Genomic DNA, 17833 nt, shown 5'->3' with positions numbered 1-17833 from the left:
TTAGGGTTTCAGGCGTTCGGCGAGATAACGCTGATAGTCTGGAATCTGAATCTCAATCTGTTGGGCAAACTTCGGTGACTGGATAATAAAATCTGCGGTGGTGCGGTTATTGGCCACCGGGATATTCCACACCGTGGCGAGGCGCAGCAGCGCTTTGACATCTGGATCGTGCGGCACCGCATTCAGCGGATCCCAGAAGAAAATCAGCACATCAATTTTACCTTCCGAAATCAACGCACCCACTTGCTGATCGCCGCCCATCGGGCCGCTTAGCATGGCGTTAACATCCAATCCGGTATGACGATTAATCAGATTGCCGGTGGTGCCGGTAGCGTACAACACATGCTGTTGCAGCGTGCTTTGGTTGGTTTGCACCCACTCCAGCAGCGAGGCTTTACAGTGATCGTGTGCAACGAGGGCGATATGTTTCTGAACCTGAAGGGTACGAACGGTCTGCTCCATAGGGCTTCCTGTTTCTTCTCATGCATTATGTGTTAATGCAGGAGTTTACCCCTGGCGTTTCATCACTATCAACTTGCGCGTAAGGTTTTCATCCAGCTAATAAAACGCAGACGTGTGGCGGCATCAAAACGCTTGAACCAGCCATGCAAAGAGGGAAGATCGCTAACTTCTTGCCAGGCGTAATCCAGATTCAACTGCGCCTCGCTGGCGCTCAGCGAATGTAAGGCAAAACGCGGAACCGAAGCGGCGTGGGCATCACGATTATAATTCACCATCGCCTTTTCGAAATCGTTATCACCTGGCTTCGGCAAATGGTCGCGCAGGCTGGTGATTTCTATGCCGCGTTCATCAATCAGTTGAAAGTTGAGGGTTTTGTCGAAGGTGGTACGTTCACGACGATTAGTGAGCGCAGGCAAGCGAATTGCCACCGAATGGGCATTGGCGCTGAAAGTGACAATCATCGGCACGGAATGAAAGTGCGCGGCGTCAGTGCCCGGTTTTTCCACACGAAACAGAAACTGATGCTGCCCACGATCCAGCTCAAGGCTGCCTGCGCCTTTCAACAGCGAACCAGAAATTTTACGCCCGTCCAGCACCAGCAGTTCGATCTCGGGATCGAGCTTGAGAGTGATGGCCTGGCATGAGGCTGATACGAGCAACAGCAGTAAACCCGTAGCAGTTAAAGACAGCTTCATTTCAACTCCCGGCAGAAGGGGGTAAATCGATTATGTGTAGCAAAGTATTACATTATGGCAGTAAATTTACATTTTTACATATTTATTCGTGCTGCTGCGCAAAGTTCTGGTGCCCAACAGTTGCAGCCTGATGCGCAATGCCATCTACACTTAAGCGAATGAACCAGGAGAAAAAAGATGAATGATCAAACGATTCGCGATGTGCTGACTAAAACCAAACGTATCGCGTTAGTAGGCGCCAGCGACCGCCCCGATCGCCCGAGCTATGGCGTGATGAAATATTTGCTCGATCAGGGATACGAGGTGATTCCGGTGAGTCCTAAATTGGCGGGACAGCAACTTCTTGGCCAAACCGCCTATGCCACGCTGGCGGATGTACCCGGAAAAGTGGATATGGTGGATGTGTTTCGCAATGCCGAAGCGGCGTGGGGCGTAGCGCAGGAAGCGATCGCTATTGGAGCGGATACGCTGTGGTTACAGCTGGGCGTGATTAATGAGCAGGCGGCGGTGCTGGCGCAAGACGCGGGTATGACCGTGATAATGGATCGCTGTCCAAAAATTGAAATTCCTCGGCTGGGGATTAGGCACTAAAACAGAAACGGCGACCGGAGTCGCCGTTTGATTAATGTCTCAGGCTGGGTGCCTGCAGCTGTTGCCGAATTGACGCGGCCAGCTCATCCATTGAAGGTTGTTCGGGATGTTCGAAGGAGGTTTCCCCCGCCAGCTGAACTTCAGCGACATAGGTATGCACCTGATCGCCTTCTTCATCTTCCATCACCACATGATACCAGGGCGCGGCGCGCAGCGTTTCGCTGGCAGCGACATCATCAACTTCTGGCTCATCAAGCGAAAACTCCGGATCGACATCCACGATAACGCCGAGCACCCCGGAGAGACGATGTCGGACCTGCTGTCCAATTCCAAATTTAGTCGTAATCATTGTGACCTCCCAAAAGACTGCCCTGTAACCAATATGGAGGCAGGGACAGCGTTTTCAAGTCACAGCACGCGGCAGGCAAAACCTTTCAGATAAAGCCCTTCAGGATAGCTGGCGATCACTGGATGGTCGGCTGCCTGACGGAACTGCTCTATAAATTGTACATCACGACCGGCATCAACGGCGGCATCAGCGATGATTTTCTGGAACAAATCGGTTGGCATCAGGCCAGAACAGGAGAAGGTCAGCAATACGCCACCGGGATTCAACAGCTGAATGGCCAGCATATTGATATCTTTATAGCCGCGACACGCGCCCATCAACTGGTTCTTGTTCTCTACGAATTTCGGCGGATCCATGACGATCAGGTCGAACTTTTCGCCGCTGTCGCGATAACGACGCAGCAGTTTGAACACATCGTCACGCACAAACTGGGCACGCGACACATCCAGACCATTGAGTTCAACGTTCTGTTTCGCCACGTCGAGTGCGTCTTGCGAAGTATCAACGCTAATCACTTCACGACAGCCGCCCATCAAGGCAGAAACCGCAAAACCACCGGTGTAAGAGAAGCAGTTCAGCACGCGTGCATTATCTGAGTAGCCACGCGTGGCAAAACGGCTGTCACGCTGATCAAGGTAATAGCCGGTTTTATGACCGCCCTGAATATCCACCAGCAGCTTCATACCGTGTTCAGTAATCGGCAGCAGCGGTGGCGGCAGTTCACCCGAAACCGGCCCTTGCGCCAGCTCCAGTCCCTCTTTTTTACGCACTGCCACATCTGAGCGATCGTAAATAGCGCAATCCGGGAAACACTGCTGTAAGGCGGAGACGATGGCCGGACGCTGATACTCGGCACCCGCAGACAACAGCTGCATCACCAGGAAGTTGCCGAAGCGATCGATGGTTACGCCCGGCATGCCATCAGACTCACCGGCAATCAGGCGATAGCTGTCCAGCCCATCACGTTTCGCCAGCCAGTCACGCCACAGCTGGGCTTGCTCAAAGCGGCGCACGAAGAAGGTGATGTCGATTGACTCATCCTGTTGCCAACTCCAGACGCGTGCGCGAATTTGTGATTGCGGAGAATACGCGGCGCGAGCCAGCCATTTGCCATTGCTGTCACAGATATCAATGGTTTCACCAGACTGGGCTTTACCTTCCATACGTGCAACGGCACCAGAGAACACCCACGGATGGCGGCGGAGCAGGGATTTTTCACGTCCCTTTGTGAGAATCAATCGAACGGTCATAGTTTGCTATGCTTACCTGAAAAAATGAGGCGCCATTTTCCGGCGGATGGCGGCAAATTGCAACGCAAGACGATGGGAGAACGCAATGGCTACCACATGCTGCAAAATTTGGGTGCACGGCATCGTGCAGGGCGTGGGGTTTCGCTACCACACCCAAGCGCAGGCCAGAGAGTTGAATCTTAACGGTTATGCGCACAATCTGGCGGACGGCAGCGTTGAAGTGCTGGCGTCCGGTGAGGCGCAGCAGGTCGATGCATTGATCAGTTGGCTCAAAGCGGGTGGGCCGCGTAGCGCGCGGGTAGATAAAGTGCTGGTGGAGCCGCATCAGCCCAGGGAGATGCCGACCCGATTCACCACCGGCTGATTACAAGCATTTCGCCGGTTTTGGCAATCCGGCAATTTTGGTCGCCTGCTTCGCCGGGCCTTCCGGGAACAGACGGAACAGATAGCGGCTGTTGCCTTTCTCCTCGCCATACTTTTGCGCCATAGCTTTCACCAGCATGCGCACCGCCGGCGAGGTATTAAATTCCTGGTAAAAGTTGCGCACAAAGTGCACTACTTCCCAATGCGCGTCACTCATCACGATCGCTTCTTGCTCCGCGATGGCAGCAGCCAGCGGTTCGCTCCAGTCCGCGCTATTTTTCAGATAGCCTTCCGCATCGGTGGCAATCTCTTTACCAGCAAAATTCACAGTCATTCCTCATGGCGTTAATCGACACATTGTAAATTCGCCCGGCCATAAAAAGCAAAAACCCCGCCGAAGCGGGGTTTGATAACTCTTGCGGCAGCTTAATCGCGGTTAGCGAAGCCCAGCAGGCTCAACAGGCTAACAAAAATGTTATACAGCGAAACATACAGGCTTACGGTGGCGCGAATATAGTTGGTTTCACCACCGTGAATGATGTTGCTGGTTTCCCACAGGATGGCACCCGCAGAGAACAGGATGAACAGGGCGCTAATCGCCAGATGCAGCGCAGGCAGTTGCAGGAAGATATTAGCAACCACCGCCACCAGCAGCACGACAAAGCCGGCCATCATCATGCCACTCAGGAATGACATATCGCGGCGTGTGGTCAATACGTAGGCCGAGCAACCGAAGAACACCAGCGCGGTGCCGCCCAGCGCCATAGCGATCACATCACCCATGCCTGCAGTGAGGAACGAGCTCAGGATTGGACCAAGGCAGTAACCGAGGAAGCCGGTGAAAGCGAAGGCCGCCAGAATACCTGCCGGGCTGTTAGCCAGTTTATGCGTCAGGAACATCAAGCCATAAAAGCCGACCAGCATCAGAATCAGGCCCGGTGAAGGCAAGGCAAACACGGTGCTGAGTGTGGCGGTGACGGCCGAGAAGGCCAGCGTAAAGCCAAGTAACAGATAAGTATTGCGCAGCACCTTGTGGGTGCTGACTAACGATTGCTGCGACGAGCTAAAAATTCTTTCCATCATGCGCTCCTTAAAGAGAGAAACACCAAATATGGCACGAGGATACGCAGCGCCTGAAAGACAGAAAAGGCGTTTTACCCATCTTTACGCGATAAATTGCTGTTTCGCTGAGCAGAATGGCGAAATAGACGCCGAAAAAATAGAATTTGGCTGTTTTTCAGCCGAACGATTCATTGCAGGCTTTACATCGTTATGGGGGATGTTTATAGTGCGCCTCATTGCGGAGGGGTGGCCGAGTGGCTTAAGGCAACGGTCTTGAAAACCGTCGATGGGAAACCATCCGAGAGTTCGAATCTCTCCTCCTCCGCCATTCACTCTTGCAGAGTGACGCAACAAAAAAATCCCCGGAGGGATGGCCGAGTGGCTTAAGGCAACGGTCTTGAAAACCGTCGATGGGAAACCATCCCAGAGTTCGAATCTCTGTTCCTCCGCCATATTAAAGAAGCCCGCAGAAATGCGGGCTTTTTGCTTTTCTGCGTTCACAAATTCCGAAAAACATCGCGTTGCTTTTCCATCTGCTGCCGTTCCCCGACGCCACGCGCGTTAACTGCTATATTCCATGCACGGTTTTTTGCAAACATCTGGCGATTTTCCGATGCAAGCTGAGTTACACTGTGCGGTAATTCGCTCTTTGGCGGGCTAATCGTTTGAAAGCCAGAGTGTTTCACTGATGAATTATGGAATAGGCACAATGATCAAGAAACTGAGTCTTTGCGCGTTGTCAGTCATCGCTGCGCTCCCGATGGGCATGTCCGCCTATGCTGCGGATGGAGATATGCAACTCCAGCAGGTGCTGATGTTAAGCCGTCATAACCTGCGTGCGCCGCTCGCCAACAACGGCAGCGTACTGGAACAATCCACCAAAAAGAGCTGGCCGCAGTGGGATGTCGCGGGCGGTGAGCTCACCACCAAAGGTGGCGTGCTGGAAGTCTACATGGGGAATTATACCCGTCAGTGGCTGGCACAGCAGGGCTTAGTCCAGAACGGGACTTGCCCGGACAGCAGCAACATCTTTGTCTACGCCAACAGCCTGCAGCGCACCGTGGCGACCGCGCAGTACTTTATCACTGGCGCCTTCCCTGGCTGTGATATCGCGGTCACGCATCAGGATGCGATGGGCACCATGGATCCGATCTTCAATCCGGTCGTTACCGACGGCAGCGATGAATTCAACAAGAAAGCCTTGGCTGCTATGACCGCCGCCAATGAAAAGCTGGCACTGAAGCCTGCCTTCCAGCATCTGGAAAAAATCGTCGATTACAAATCTGCCCCGGCCTGTAACGGCAAAAAGCAGTGTGATTTGAGCAGCGGCGATAACACTTTCAGCGCGGATAACGGTAAAGAGCCGAACGTAAGCGGTCCGCTGAAAATCGGCAACTCGCTGGTGGATGCGTTTACGCTGCAATATTACGAAGGTTTCCCGGCCGATCAGGTTGCCTGGGGCCAGATCAAAACGCCTGAACAGTGGAAAGAGCTGGCGTCGATCAAAAACGGTTATCAGGATGCGCTGTTCGCCTCTCCTGAAGTGGCGCGCGAAGTGGCCGCACCGCTGGTGGATTACATCCGCAGCCAGTTAGTCGATCAGGATAAAGCCAACGCGCCAAAAGTGACGCTGATGGTTGGTCATGATTCCAACATCGCCTCCTTACTCAGCGCGCTGCAGGTTAAGCCTTATGAACTGCCGGGCAACGATGAGAAAACGCCGATTGGCGGCCAGGTAGTATTCGAACGCTGGCACGATGTGAAGAACAACAAAGATCTGCTGAAAATTGAGTACGTCTATCAAACGGCCGATCAGCTGCGCGATGCCGATGTGCTGAGCCTGAAAAATCCACCGAAGCGCGTCACGCTGCAACTGGCGGGCTGTGAAACGGATGCCAACGGCTACTGCAGTTGGGATCAATTCATCGGCGCATTGAACGGTGCTCTGCAAGGTACGCCACTGCAGCCTGCTGCGGCACCGGCTGCGGCAGAACAGCCAGCACCTGCGGCCGCAGCACCAGCCGCAGATGACGCTAAGCAGAAAGCCGATCAGACTGCTGCGGATAAAGCAGCCGCAGACAAAGCAGCAGCGGATAAAGCCGCAGCACAGAAGGCTGCAGACGCGAAAGCGGCTGAAGAGAAAGTGAAGGCGGATAAAGCGGCCGCGCAGAAAGCGGCAGACGAAAAAGCCAAAGCGGAGAAAGCCACTGCCCAGAAAGCAGCGGATGAGAAAGCCAAGGCTGATGCGGCAGCAGCACAGAAAGCGCAAGCCGATGCTACGCCAGCCAAATCAGAAGAACCGGCCAAAGCAGCGACCAGTAACTGAGTTTGCTGCTCAAAGAAAACCCCGCCGCGGCGGGGTTTTTTGTGCCTGTTAACCGGCGACGACCACCAGTTTTTGGTTGGCGAACTCTTTAATCCCCAGATCCGACAACTCACGTCCGTATCCGGAACGTTTCACGCCACCAAACGGCAGCTCTGCGGAGGTATCGCTCTGCGAATTGATAAACACCATGCCGGTTTCAATCTGCGATGCCATCTTACGGCCGCGCGCAATGTCTTTAGTCCAGACTGAACCGCCCAGGCCGTAATTTGAATCATTCGCCAGTGCCACAGCGGCACGATCGTCCGCCACCACATACACCTGTGCTACCGGGCCAAAGAACTCCTGATAGTAAGCAGGATTGTCTGGCGTCAGACCAGTGAGCACCGTTGGCTGGTAATAGCAGCCGACGCCATCAATGGCGCGTCCACCAAACTCCACGCGCGCGCCATTTTGCACCGCTTCCTCAACCTGCTTCACTAAACGATCGCGCGCATCTTTTGAAGAGAGCGGACCAAGCGTGGTTTTCTCATCAAGCGGATCGCCCGGCGTGGCCGATTGCAGAGCCGCGCTAAATTTGGCCATAAACGTATCGGCAATTTTCTCATGCAAAATAAAGCGCTTGGCGGCGGTACAGACCTGGCCGCAGTTACTGAGGCGAGCTTGCGCACCCTGACGTACCGCTTCATCGATATCGGCATCGTCCAGCACCACAAACACATCGTTACCGCCCAGCTCCAGCGTCGATTTCTTCAAGTGTTTACCGGCCTGTTCCGCCACGGCACTACCGGCGCGTTCGGAACCCGTCAGCGCCACGCCTTGCACGCGCGGATCGGCAATCAAATCCGCGACTTGATCGGTGGAGATAAACAGGTTGGTCCATGCGCCTTTTGGCGCACCGGCTTCTTCTACCAGCTTTTCAAACACATCGGCGCAGTGCGGCACGATATTGGCGTGTTTCGCCAGCACCGGATTGCCGAGCGCCAGGTTTGGCGCCAGCACGCGCATCAGCTGATAGTAAGGGAAGTTCCACGGCTCGACCGCGACGATCACGCCAATCGGATGGTACTCAAGCCAGGCATCGCCCACATCGCTGGCGTAGGGTTGCGGCTGTAAAAATGTCGCGGCATGTTCAGCGTAGTAGCGGGCGATCTGCGAACAGATTTTTACTTCACCACGGCTCTGGCCAATCAGTTTGCCCATCTCTTTACTGGCGATGGTCGCCAGCTCTTCGGCCCGTTGGTCAATCAAATCGGCTAAACGGTGTAGCACCTGCAGACGCGGTTGAATATCGCCTTTACTCCACGCGGAATGATAAAGCGCATCTGCGGTTTCCAGCGCCTGTTGTGCATAGGCATCATCGTGCTCGTTCCACGCTTTTAGCAGTTGGTTATTGGCTGGATTGATACTTTGATAGGCTGACATACAAGGCTCCTTGGTGATGTAAAGGTAACAAAGGCGGGACAATGCCCGCCTGCAATTCAAACGTTTTTGCGCTCGACCGTTTTATCGTCCCAGGTCAGAACATCCTGGTCGGTCTTTTTGAAGGCGCGAATCAGCACTTCATCGCTGCCTTGCTGGCTCCAGATCTGCTCGGCTAAACGTTCGTCGTAGTTGGCTACCTCAAAAATGGCTTCAGCGATTTCGCGTGAAGTGTGGCGCAGTGATGCCCATTCGCCTACGTGATGCTCTTTCGACTGTTCTGTTGTCATGAAGGTCTCCTGTTGTGGATTTTATCCCTGTAGCTTTACCGCCAGTCCGGCGACGTGTTGGCCCTGAAAACGGGCAATATCCAGTTCTTCCGCCGAAGGTTGACGTGATCCATCTCCGCCCGCCAGGGTGGTGGCGCCGTAGGGCGTTCCGCCGCGTACGTGGGAGATGTCGAAGAGTTCTTTAGTGCCATAACCGATGGGAACAATCACCATGCCGTGATGGGCGAGGGTGGTCCAGACGGAAGTGATGGTTTGCTCCTGGCCGCCGCCGGTACCGGTGGAAGCAAAGACGCTGGCGATTTTGCCGTACAGCGCGCCCGAAGCCCACAAGCCGCCAGTGCGATCCCAGAAGTTACGCATCTGCCCCGCCATGTTGCCGAAGCGTGTGGGTGTGCCAACGATGATGGCATCATACTGCGGCAAATCTTCCGGTTTCGCTTCAGGCGCAGCCTGATCCACTTTGCCGCCAACCTGGGCGAAACGCTCGGCATCCATGCTTTCCGGCACGCGCAATATTGTAACTTCCGCGCCGCTCACGCTCTTTGCACCGTCGGCCACGGCTTGCGCCATGGTTTCAATATGTCCGTACATCGAATAATAGAGCACCAAAATCTTTGCCATGGTTTTCATCCTGCGAGGGTGGTGAGTAACCAAAAGTATAGAAGAGCCTGCGCAGGCTGCTGTACAGAGGTTAAGCAGGTGCCAATAAGTGTCGGCTAACTGCTTGTAACGCGGCGGTAAATTTGCTTTTTCGCAGTGAAATGAGTGAATTATCTGTTTCAAATTGTGAATATCAGGCCGATCTCACCGCTGCGTTGTCTATTATTTAATCAGGTGTGCGGAATATCCGCCGCCAGGCTTTTCACGGCAGCATCGTGACAAGCCCCTAATCTGGATGCTCAATCCGTGGAGGAAATGATGGCCGAACATCGTGGAGGATCAGGCAATTTCGCAGAGGACCGTGAAAGGGCCGCAGAAGCGGGTCGCAAAGGCGGCAAAAACAGCGGGGGTAATTTTAGAAACGACCCACAGCGCGCGTCTGTAGCCGGTGAAAAAGGGGGACGCAGCCGCGGCAAGAAATAGCGCGACTGACCGTTAATCCCCGGCCGCCGGGTTCGCCCGGCGGTGACAGGCATTGCAATTTCCCCGCTCTCTGAGCAAACTGACCGCCAACTGATTATTCTGGTGCGTTATGTCCGCTTCTTCTTCTCGTCTCAGCCTGCGTATTTCGCGTCAGGAGTTGGTGCTCATATTTATTACCATGGTTTGGGGTGGCACTTTTTTGGTGGTACACCGGGCGATGGCCCATTCCGGTCCGTTCTTTTTTGTGGGATTACGTTTTGCTACGGCATCGCTGCTGCTGGCCTTTTTCTTCCGTCGTTATCTCAAGCAAGTTACCTGGCTGGAAATCAAAGCCGGGGCGCTGATTGGCCTGTCGATTGCCGGCGGCTACGGTCTGCAAACCTGGGGCATGCAAACCATTTCCAGCAGTCAGTCGGCGTTTATCACCGCGCTCTACGTGCCGGTGGTGCCGCTGCTGCAATGGTTATTCCTGCGCCGTCCGCCGGGATTGATGGCGTGGCTGGGCATTTTGCTGGCGTTTACCGGTTTAGTGCTGGTGGCGGGTCCGCAGGATGGCAGTTTGACGCTGAATGCCGGTGAAATCGCCACCTTACTGAGCACGCTGGCAATCGCGGCGGAGATCATCCTGATCAGCCGTTATGCCGGACAGGTCGATGTGCGCCGCGTCACGCTGATTCAGCTGATGGTGGCATCGGCCTGCGCCTTTGTTCTGATGATCCCGAATGGCGAATCGGTTCCTGCCATGTCAACGCCGTTGCTGCTGAGCGCGTTGGGTCTGGGCGCGGCCAGCGCCTTGATTCAGGTGACGATGAACTGGGCGCAACGCAGCGTTTCACCGACGCGTGCCACGGTGATTTACGCCGGTGAACCGGTGTGGGCGGGCGTGGTAGGGCGTTTGGCGGGCGAGCGTCTACCTGCTGCTGCGCTGCTGGGCGCGGCCTTGATTGTTTGTGGGGTAATCGTCAGCGAACTGCGTATACGCCGCAAGAAAGCGGTGCCCGATCAGGCACCGCTCGAGCCTTAAGGGTGTTGCCGTGCCGCCTCGTTCGCCAGCGCGGCGCCGCGACGTTGTAAAATCGCGTTCAGGATGATGGCACCAAAGGTGGCGGTGCCGATGCCGCCAAGGGTGAAGCTGCCAATCTTCAGGGCAAAATCACCGGCGCCCAGCACCAGCGTGGTCGCCACCATGATCAAATTGCCATTCTGATTGAAATCCACATGGTTCTGCACCCAAATGCGTGCGCCTGCCACCGCAATCAAACCAAATACTACAATCGAGGCGCCACCAATCACCGGACCGGGAATGGTGTGGATTAGCGCGCCAAATTTCGGTGAGAAGCCAAGCACCAAAGCGATCGCCGCGGCGGCCACAAAGGCCAGCGTTGAATAGACTTTGGTCACCGCCATCACACCGATATTTTCCGCGTAGGTGGTGACACCGCTGCCGCCGATTGAGCCCGACAGCAGGGTTGCCAGACCGTCACCGACAAAGGCGCGGCCCATCCAGGGATCGAGATTGCGCCCGGTCATGCCCGCCACGGCTTTAATGTGCCCGAGGTTTTCCGCCACCAGAATGATCGCCACAGGCGCGATCATCACGATGGCCTGCATATCAAAGATCGGTGCGGTGGTGTGCGGCAGGCCAAACCACGGTGCGTTGGCAAGGCCGCTGAAATCCACCGGTTTGCCGAAGCCCATCACGTTGGTTAGCAGTGCATAGATGGCCCACGCGACAATCAGGCCGACCAGAATCAGCAGGCGCTGGATCATCCCGCGCGTGAATACCGCCACCAGACCAATGCACAGCACCGTCATCACTGCCATCCAGCTGTCAAACATCGAGCCGGATACACCGTGCACCGCAATTGGCGCCAGGTTCAGACCAATCGCCATCACCACCGCGCCCGTGACCACCGGCGGCATCAGACGCTCGATCCAGCCGGTGCCGACCTTCATCACGATCAGGCCAATCAGCGTATAGAGCGCGCCGCAGGCAATCACGCCGCCCAGCGCCAGCGCCAGGTTGGGGTTGAGTCCCTGACCGTTAAAGCCGGTTACCGCGATGATTACGCCGACAAACGCCGCGCTGGATCCGAGATAACTGGGTACGCGCCCGCCGGTGACCAGGAAGAACAGCAGCGTACCGATGCCCGAAACCAGAATCGCCAGATTGGGGTCCAGTCCCATCAGCAACGGCATCAGCACCGTTGCGCCAAACATTGCTACAGCATGCTGCAGGCCAAGCACGACCGTCTGCGCAAACGGCAGCGTTTCGTCCGGCGCAATCAGCCCATCATCGGTCATGGCTGACTTTTGCTGCCAGCGGGGGAACCAGGAACTCGCCATCGTCATCTCCAGGGTGTCAGTGAAAGCGGGCCGCACAAGGCGGCGTTAGCGGGCGTCCTGCCGTAAAAGGTGATGATAGCCACGGTCAAACCATGCCAGACCGTGCGTTTCATCATTGCGTACCAGCGCCTGCACTTCGCAAAACAGAATGTCGTGCGTGCCCACGCTGACCACTTGTGCCACTTTGCAGTCAAACGACACCAGCGCGCCGTCTAACAGCGGTGAACCGCTGGCCAGCGTGTGCCAGTCAGCGGCGGCAAAGCGTTCTGCCATCGGCGTTTTGCCGCCAAATAGCGTCGAGAGATCTTCATGCCCGGCGGCCAGGGTGTTAACGCAGAGATAACCGTTGTCGCGAAAAATCGGCCACACCGACGCTGAGCGATTAAGACAAACCAGCAGCGTAGGCGGCGTATCAGTAACGCTGCACACCGCCGAGGCGGTAAATCCGGCGCGTCCAGCGGGACCGTCGGTGGTGATGATATTCACCGCCGCGCCTAAGCACGCCATCGCGTTACGAAACGCATCGCGTTCTACACCGGGTAAAACTGGCAGTTCATGCACGCTCATTGGCGGCTCCTGTGATTAGCTGGCCGCTCGCTGGGCAGGCGCAGCCGTATCGGCCAGCCAGCGCAGCAGCAGCGCATTAAAGTTGTCGGCATCGGTGACGCTCATCGCGTGTCCGCCCCAGGCCATCTCAATCAGGCTGCCGTTGGGCAGCGCCTGCGCCAGCTGCGGTGAGCAGCTCCACGGCACCAGCAGATCGTCCTGGCTGCAGATCGCCAACACCGGCTGGGAGATGCGCCCCACATGTGCGCGGAAATCCGCGCTTTTCAATGCATGCAAGCGACGCAGCAGGTTTTCCATGCCCTGAAAATGGGCGACATGGTGCGCATCTTCAGCGTTAATGCGCTCCTGATTGCGCGCCAGCCATTCCGCGGGATAGAGGAACAGCGGCTGCGCACGCACAAAGGCTTCGACGCCGACGTTCATCAGCAGATCCTGACGCACCTGGAAGCAGCGCTGCGTGTGCGCATCCAGCGAAAGCCAGCCGTTGATCACTACCACGCGGCCCACGCGCTGCGGGAAGTCCAGCGCCAGCTGCAGGCCGATTAAGCCGCCCAGCGCATGGCCGATAATGTCGTAATGTTGAATGCCGTGCTGTTCCAGCGTTTCTGCCAGTTCCGCCGCCATCATCGTCATGCTGTAGCCGTCCGGCAGCGTATCGGCGCTGCGGCCAGTACCGCGCTGATCGTACGTCACCACGCGATAATGCGGCGTCAGCGCCGCCAGCTGCGGTTGCCAGAAACCGGCGACGCCGCCTAAACCGGAAGCGAGCACCAGCGTCGGCGCATCTTCAGTGGTTAAACCCTGGATCTCCAGATGCATCACGCCTCCTGTTTGCCGATATGCGCAACGCTGGCGATTTCGATCAGCGCATCCGGTTTCACTAAGCCGCACTGAATGCAGAAGCGCGCCGGTTTATCTCCGGGGAAGTATTCGGCGTAGATCTGGTTAATCGCTGCGTAGTTGCTCCAGTCGGTGAGAAAAATCGAGTTGAAGGTCACGTCTTCCATGGTGCCGCCGGCAGTTTCGATCACCTTTTTAATGGTCTCCAGCACGTGACGCGTTTGCGCGGCGGCATCACCGACGTGCACCACGTTGTTGTTGGCATCGAACGGCAAGGTGCCGGAGACGTAGACGACGCCGTCAGCTAAGGTGCCGGGCACGAATGGCGCTATGGGCATACCGGTGCCGGGCGGAATAATCACACTTTTAGGCATGGCGAAATCCTCTTCTTATCGGTTTGCAGGTGAATCGAGGCGTTAGCTTTTCAGCGTTTCGCAGAAGGTGTCGGTATCGCTGACCCAGCCAAAAAACGTTTCGATATTGAAAATGGCCGCCTGCTGGGCAAACGCCGGACCCGCCTGATAGGTCGCGTCTTCCAGCACCACGCCGAAATATTCCAGGAAGAAGCCGTCACGCAGCGTCGATTCCACGCAGATGTTGGTGGCGATGCCGGTAAACACCAGATGGCGGATGCCACGGCTGCGCAGCATGCTGTCGAGCGAGGTGTTGAAGAAGCCGCTGTAGCGCGGTTTCGGCAATACGATATCGCCGGCCTGCGGCACCAGTTCATCGACCAGCGCATAATCCCAGCCGCCTTTCGACAGCAGCGTGCCCTGTAACTCCGGGCGCTTGCGCATGGTTTTCAGCGCATTAGATTTGTGGAAGTTAGGCGATCCGGCATCACCGGCTTCAACGTATTGGTCGTCCCAACCGTTCTGGAACCAGATGATCTGCATCCCGGCGGCCCGCGCTGCGGTGACCGCCTGATGGATTTTGGCAATCACCGGCTTGGTAGCGGAGACATCAAAGCCCGCCAGATCGAGATAGCCGCCTTGCGTGGCGTAGGCGTTCTGCATATCCACCACAATCAGCGCACTTTGCGCGGGCGGCAGCGCGATGGCTTCCGGGCGCGCCGGCAAGGTGACGTTCGGTAAACTTGAGGTATGGGCGCAAACAACGGTACTCATCAGGCAACCTCCTGCTGGGATGCGATTAAATCGTGGCGACACTGCATTAAGGGCTGAATACGTTCACCGAAATCTTCGATGCCTTGCAGGAAGTCGTCGAAGGTGAGCAACACGCCTTGCGTGCCATCGACTAATGCAACCTCATCCAACATTCGTGCCACATTGGCGTAAGAACCCACCAGCGTGCCCATATTGATGTTGACGGCGGAGGTCGGATCGGCCATCTGGCGCACGTTGGTGTCGCTGCCAGATTTGGTGTCCTGCTGACTTTGCGTGGTGAGCCAGGCGAGCGCCTCTTCATCGGCACCGGCTTTGTAGTGCTCCCATTTGGCGCGTGCGGCTTCGTCGCTCTCGGCGGCAATGATCATAAACAGCACATAGGAACCGACGTCGCGGCCCGCTTTATCGGCAGCTTGCTTCATACGCGCGGCGGTTGGCGCGAAGGCAGTTGGCGTGTTGACGCCTTTGCCGAAGCAGAAGTTGTAATCGGCGTGCTGCGCCGAGAACGCCATGCCCGCATCGCTCTGGCCGGCGCAGATCACTTTCATCGGTTTCTGCGGCTGCGGGCTGACGCGGCAATCGTTCATGGTAAAGAACTCGCCTTTAAAGTCGCTCTGGCCGGTGCCCCACAAATCGCGCAGCACGGTGACGTATTCGGTCAGATATTGGTAGCGGCTGGAGAAGTAAGCATCGCCCGGCCACAAGCCCATCTGCTCGTACTCGGGTTTCTGCCAGCCGGTGACGAGGTTGACGCCGAAGCGGCCATTGGAGATGGAATCAATGGTGGAGGCCATACGCGCCACAATCGCGGGCGGTAAGGTTAGCGTGGCGGCGGTGGCGTAGATCTCAATGCGTGAGGTCACCGCCGCGAGTCCCGCCATCAGCGTGAAGGATTCGAGGTTGTGATCCCAAAACTCGGTTTTGCCGCCGAAGCCGCGCAGTTTGATCATCGAAAGGGCAAAGTCGAAATGATAATGCTCTGCTTTCAGCACGATCTCTTTGTTCAGTTCAAAAGTCGGTTTGTACTGCGGCGCATGGGTGGAGATCAGCCAGCCGTTATTACCAATCGGGATAAAAACGCCAATTTTCATGTGAAACCTCTCTGCATTAGACGGGGACTGCTTCACGCGCTGCGCTGCTTCCTGCACGCATCCTGCGGGCGGCGCTCCATCACAAAATTGCAAAGGCTGTGCCACATTTTTAAAAGAGATAAATAACAATGCGTTAAAAGTATCGCCTGTTCTAAACTGGAGTAATTGGTCCATTTCAGACCGTTTGGTCAAAACGTTTTGCACGTTTTTCATGCGCCGCATGGTCAAAAAAGGTGCAGGCGGGCGATTAGGCAGGAAAGAAGGCCTTTGTTATGATGCGTTGACGCAGGACGGAAGAGGTAACAGTGTGAAAAGCGATGAAAAAAAACCGGGACGCCGTTCGCGAGCGGTCGCCGCAAAGCGGGCAGCCATTCTGGAAGCGGCGTTAACCTTCTTCTCGCAATACGGTATTCACGGCACCAGCCTGGATAAAGTGGCGGAGCGCGCCGACGTCTCCAAAACCAATTTGCTGTATTACTATCCGTCGAAAGAAGTGCTGTATGTGGCTGTTTTAAAAGAGATTCTTTATGTGTGGCTGGCGCCGCTGCGCGCGCTGCAGCACGATCACGATCCGCTGACCGCGATACGTCAATACATTCGCCTTAAGCTGGAAGTCTCGCGTGATCATCCGCAAGCTTCGCGATTGTTCTGCCTTGAGATGTTGCAGGGCGCGCCGCTGCTGAAAGGTGAACTGGCCGGTGATTTAAAAGCGCTGGTGGATGAGAAAGCGGCGATTATCGAACAGTGGATCGCCGAAGGTCGGTTGGCGGGTGTGCAGCCGCAGCACCTGTTTTTCCTGCTATGGGCGACTACGCAGCACTATGCGGATTTCGCCTCACAGGTGGAAGCGATTACCGGCCAGACGTTGAACGATGCGGCGTTTTTTGAACAGACGCTGGAAAACGTGCAGCGCATGATAATTGAAGGGATCCGCGTGCGCTGATCCCGCGTTTTCAAGGAGAGTGCATGGATTCGTTATCACAACTGACGTTAGGCGCGGCGGTCACCGTTGCGGTGATGGGCAAGCGCGTCCCGCTGTGGCAAGCGGCGCTGGTGGGCGCGGTGGCGGGCACCTTGCCGGATCTCGACGTGTTTATCGATCACGGCGATGCCATCCGCAATATGACGCTGCATCGTACCGAAAGTCATGCGCTGATAATCCTCACCTTAATTGCACCGCTGCTCGGCTGGCTGGTGGCCGGTGCGACACGCAGTCGCGCGCACTGGCGCGGCTGGACGCTGGCGATGTGGCTGGCGCTGGTGACGCATCCGCTGCTGGATCTCACCACCGTTTACGGTACGCAGCTGGGCCTGCCGCTCACCGATTTCCCTTATGCCATTGGCAGCATGTATATCATCGATCCGCTGTATACCTTGCCATTGCTAATTGCGCTGCTCGTCGCCCTGTGGCGACGCGATGCTGTGGGCTTGCGCTGGAATCAGGCGGGATTATTGGTGAGTACGCTTTATCTCGGCTGGAGCATGGTGGCACAGAGCATGGCGACGCAACACATTGAGCAAGCGCTGGCGCAGCAATCAGTGCAACCGGAGCAACTACTGGTGACGCCAACCGCGTTTAATACGCTGGTGTGGCGCACGGTGATCATGACGCCAGAGCGTTATGGCGAAGCCTATTGGTCGCTGTTGTCACCGGGGCGTTCGCTGCAGATAAGCTGGCACGATCGTCAACCCGCGCTGTTTACGCCGTTCAAAGGGCAATGGCACGCCGAGCGTGTAGCGTGGTTTAGTCATGGGTTTTACGCAATGAAGCAGGAGGGCGATCGCACGTTGATCAGCGATTTGCGGATGGGGGAAGAGCCGGATTACACCTTTACCTTCAATCTGGGATCGCCGCAGTCGCCGGAGCTAGCACCGCAGCGTGAACCTTCGGTGCGTCCTGCATTGGGTGAGGCGTGGCATAAGCTGCGGGAGAGATTGTGACTTCGTGGTGAAGCGTGTTTGCTGATGAGGT

Annotated in this window: 22 protein-coding genes and 2 tRNA genes; 9 read left to right on the top strand and 15 right to left on the bottom strand. The window is 56.2% G+C overall.

From position 1 onward, the window contains the following. On the bottom strand, positions 1-462 hold the full coding sequence (locus tag PZBJ_RS01825) for a methylglyoxal synthase (RefSeq protein WP_101760917.1): 462 nt from the start codon (positions 460-462) through the stop codon (positions 1-3). A gap of 68 nt (positions 463-530) precedes the next feature. After that, on the bottom strand, positions 531-1157 hold the full coding sequence (locus PZBJ_RS01820; protein ID WP_101760916.1) for a YccT family protein: 627 nt from the start codon (positions 1155-1157) through the stop codon (positions 531-533). Between the two features lie 177 nt (positions 1158-1334). Between PZBJ_RS01820 and PZBJ_RS01815 the strand changes: the two genes are divergently transcribed. Then, positions 1335-1748 (top strand): CoA-binding protein, encoded by a 414-nt coding sequence (locus tag PZBJ_RS01815; RefSeq protein ID WP_101760915.1) that lies wholly within the window; start codon positions 1335-1337, stop codon positions 1746-1748. A gap of 31 nt (positions 1749-1779) precedes the next feature. Here the strand turns inward: PZBJ_RS01815 and hspQ are convergent, their stop codons facing one another. Together hspQ and rlmI are read right to left on the bottom strand one after the other, a co-directional pair. Further along, positions 1780-2097, bottom strand: coding sequence for a heat shock protein HspQ (hspQ, locus tag PZBJ_RS01810; protein ID WP_008101422.1), 318 nt, complete (start codon positions 2095-2097; stop codon positions 1780-1782). A 59-nt stretch (positions 2098-2156) separates the two neighbouring features. Then, entirely contained in the window at positions 2157-3347 is a 1191-nt protein-coding gene (rlmI, locus tag PZBJ_RS01805) for a 23S rRNA (cytosine(1962)-C(5))-methyltransferase RlmI (protein ID WP_101760914.1), read from the bottom strand. An 85-nt stretch (positions 3348-3432) separates the two neighbouring features. Between rlmI and yccX the strand changes: the two genes are divergently transcribed. Then, positions 3433-3711: an acylphosphatase gene (gene yccX / locus PZBJ_RS01800; protein WP_101760913.1), complete on the top strand. Its 279-nt coding sequence runs from the start codon at positions 3433-3435 to the stop codon at positions 3709-3711. On the opposite strand, the gene tusE is transcribed toward yccX, so the two are convergent. Then, positions 3712-4038, bottom strand: coding sequence for a sulfurtransferase TusE (gene tusE / locus PZBJ_RS01795; RefSeq protein ID WP_101761038.1), 327 nt, complete (start codon positions 4036-4038; stop codon positions 3712-3714). It abuts the gene before it with no gap. A gap of 98 nt (positions 4039-4136) precedes the next feature. After that, positions 4137-4790, bottom strand: coding sequence for an FtsH protease modulator YccA (gene yccA / locus PZBJ_RS01790; protein WP_007887332.1), 654 nt, complete (start codon positions 4788-4790; stop codon positions 4137-4139). A gap of 222 nt (positions 4791-5012) precedes the next feature. Here yccA and PZBJ_RS01780 point away from each other — a divergent pair. The 3 genes from PZBJ_RS01780 (at position 5013) to agp (ending at position 7098) form a co-directional block, all read left to right on the top strand. Then, a tRNA-Ser gene (locus tag PZBJ_RS01780) sits at positions 5013-5100 on the top strand. 36 nt (positions 5101-5136) lie between these two features. After that, positions 5137-5224 (top strand) — tRNA-Ser (locus tag PZBJ_RS01775). A 257-nt stretch (positions 5225-5481) separates the two neighbouring features. After that, positions 5482-7098, top strand: a complete 1617-nt coding sequence (gene agp / locus PZBJ_RS01770) for a bifunctional glucose-1-phosphatase/inositol phosphatase (protein WP_206098188.1) — start codon at positions 5482-5484, stop codon at positions 7096-7098. Between the two features lie 48 nt (positions 7099-7146). Here the strand turns inward: agp and PZBJ_RS01765 are convergent, their stop codons facing one another. The 3 genes from PZBJ_RS01765 to wrbA are packed head-to-tail and all read right to left on the bottom strand — an operon-like array spanning position 7147 to position 9428. Then, entirely contained in the window at positions 7147-8520 is a 1374-nt protein-coding gene (locus tag PZBJ_RS01765) for an NAD-dependent succinate-semialdehyde dehydrogenase (protein WP_101760910.1), read from the bottom strand. A gap of 56 nt (positions 8521-8576) precedes the next feature. Continuing rightward, positions 8577-8807, bottom strand: a complete 231-nt coding sequence (locus PZBJ_RS01760) for a YccJ family protein (RefSeq protein ID WP_007887329.1) — start codon at positions 8805-8807, stop codon at positions 8577-8579. 21 nt (positions 8808-8828) lie between these two features. Beyond that, positions 8829-9428, bottom strand: coding sequence for an NAD(P)H:quinone oxidoreductase (wrbA, locus tag PZBJ_RS01755; RefSeq protein ID WP_101760909.1), 600 nt, complete (start codon positions 9426-9428; stop codon positions 8829-8831). A 297-nt stretch (positions 9429-9725) separates the two neighbouring features. Here wrbA and PZBJ_RS01750 point away from each other — a divergent pair, with 297 nt between their 5' ends. Continuing rightward, positions 9726-9890, top strand: a complete 165-nt coding sequence (locus tag PZBJ_RS01750) for a con-10 family general stress protein (protein WP_061717065.1) — start codon at positions 9726-9728, stop codon at positions 9888-9890. A 109-nt stretch (positions 9891-9999) separates the two neighbouring features. After that, complete coding sequence (locus PZBJ_RS01745; protein ID WP_008109428.1) at positions 10000-10914, top strand: DMT family transporter; 915 nt, start codon at positions 10000-10002, stop codon at positions 10912-10914. On the opposite strand, the gene rutG is transcribed toward PZBJ_RS01745, so the two are convergent. Genes rutG through rutA form a run of 6 tightly spaced genes read right to left on the bottom strand, consistent with a single transcriptional unit; the run spans position 10911 to position 15861 of the window. Further along, positions 10911-12236, bottom strand: coding sequence for a pyrimidine utilization transport protein G (rutG, locus tag PZBJ_RS01740; RefSeq protein WP_101760908.1), 1326 nt, complete (start codon positions 12234-12236; stop codon positions 10911-10913). The genes PZBJ_RS01745 and rutG overlap by 4 nt on opposite strands. A 45-nt stretch (positions 12237-12281) precedes the next feature. Next, a complete protein-coding gene (rutF, locus tag PZBJ_RS01735; RefSeq protein ID WP_101760907.1) occupies positions 12282-12803 on the bottom strand; it encodes an NADH-dependent FMN reductase RutF in 522 nt (173 codons plus the stop codon). Between the two features lie 15 nt (positions 12804-12818). After that, positions 12819-13622, bottom strand: a complete 804-nt coding sequence (gene rutD, locus PZBJ_RS01730; RefSeq protein WP_101760906.1) for a pyrimidine utilization protein D — start codon at positions 13620-13622, stop codon at positions 12819-12821. Beyond that, entirely contained in the window at positions 13622-14017 is a 396-nt protein-coding gene (gene rutC, locus PZBJ_RS01725) for a pyrimidine utilization protein C (protein ID WP_101760905.1), read from the bottom strand. Before rutC ends, rutD begins: the two co-directional genes overlap by 1 nt. 42 nt (positions 14018-14059) lie before the next feature. After that, the gene (gene rutB / locus PZBJ_RS01720) at positions 14060-14770 is read right to left on the bottom strand and encodes a pyrimidine utilization protein B (protein WP_101760904.1); all 711 of its coding nucleotides are present in this window, start codon (positions 14768-14770) and stop codon (positions 14060-14062) included. After that, positions 14770-15861, bottom strand: coding sequence for a pyrimidine utilization protein A (rutA, locus tag PZBJ_RS01715; protein WP_049851054.1), 1092 nt, complete (start codon positions 15859-15861; stop codon positions 14770-14772). The genes rutB and rutA overlap by 1 nt, the downstream gene beginning before the upstream one ends. A gap of 307 nt (positions 15862-16168) precedes the next feature. Here rutA and rutR point away from each other — a divergent pair, with 307 nt between their 5' ends. Both rutR and PZBJ_RS01705 read left to right on the top strand, forming a co-directional pair. After that, a complete protein-coding gene (gene rutR, locus PZBJ_RS01710) occupies positions 16169-16804 on the top strand; it encodes an HTH-type transcriptional regulator RutR (protein WP_101760903.1) in 636 nt (211 codons plus the stop codon). Between the two features lie 23 nt (positions 16805-16827). Beyond that, on the top strand, positions 16828-17802 hold the full coding sequence (locus PZBJ_RS01705) for a metal-dependent hydrolase (RefSeq protein WP_101760902.1): 975 nt from the start codon (positions 16828-16830) through the stop codon (positions 17800-17802). Positions 17803-17833 lie beyond the last annotated feature (31 nt).

It is taken from the genome of Pantoea endophytica (assembly GCF_002858935.1).
In the GTDB taxonomy this organism is placed as follows: Bacteria; Pseudomonadota; Gammaproteobacteria; order Enterobacterales; family Enterobacteriaceae; genus Pantoea; species Pantoea leporis.
This window is presented reverse-complemented; position numbering and strand designations above follow the sequence as displayed.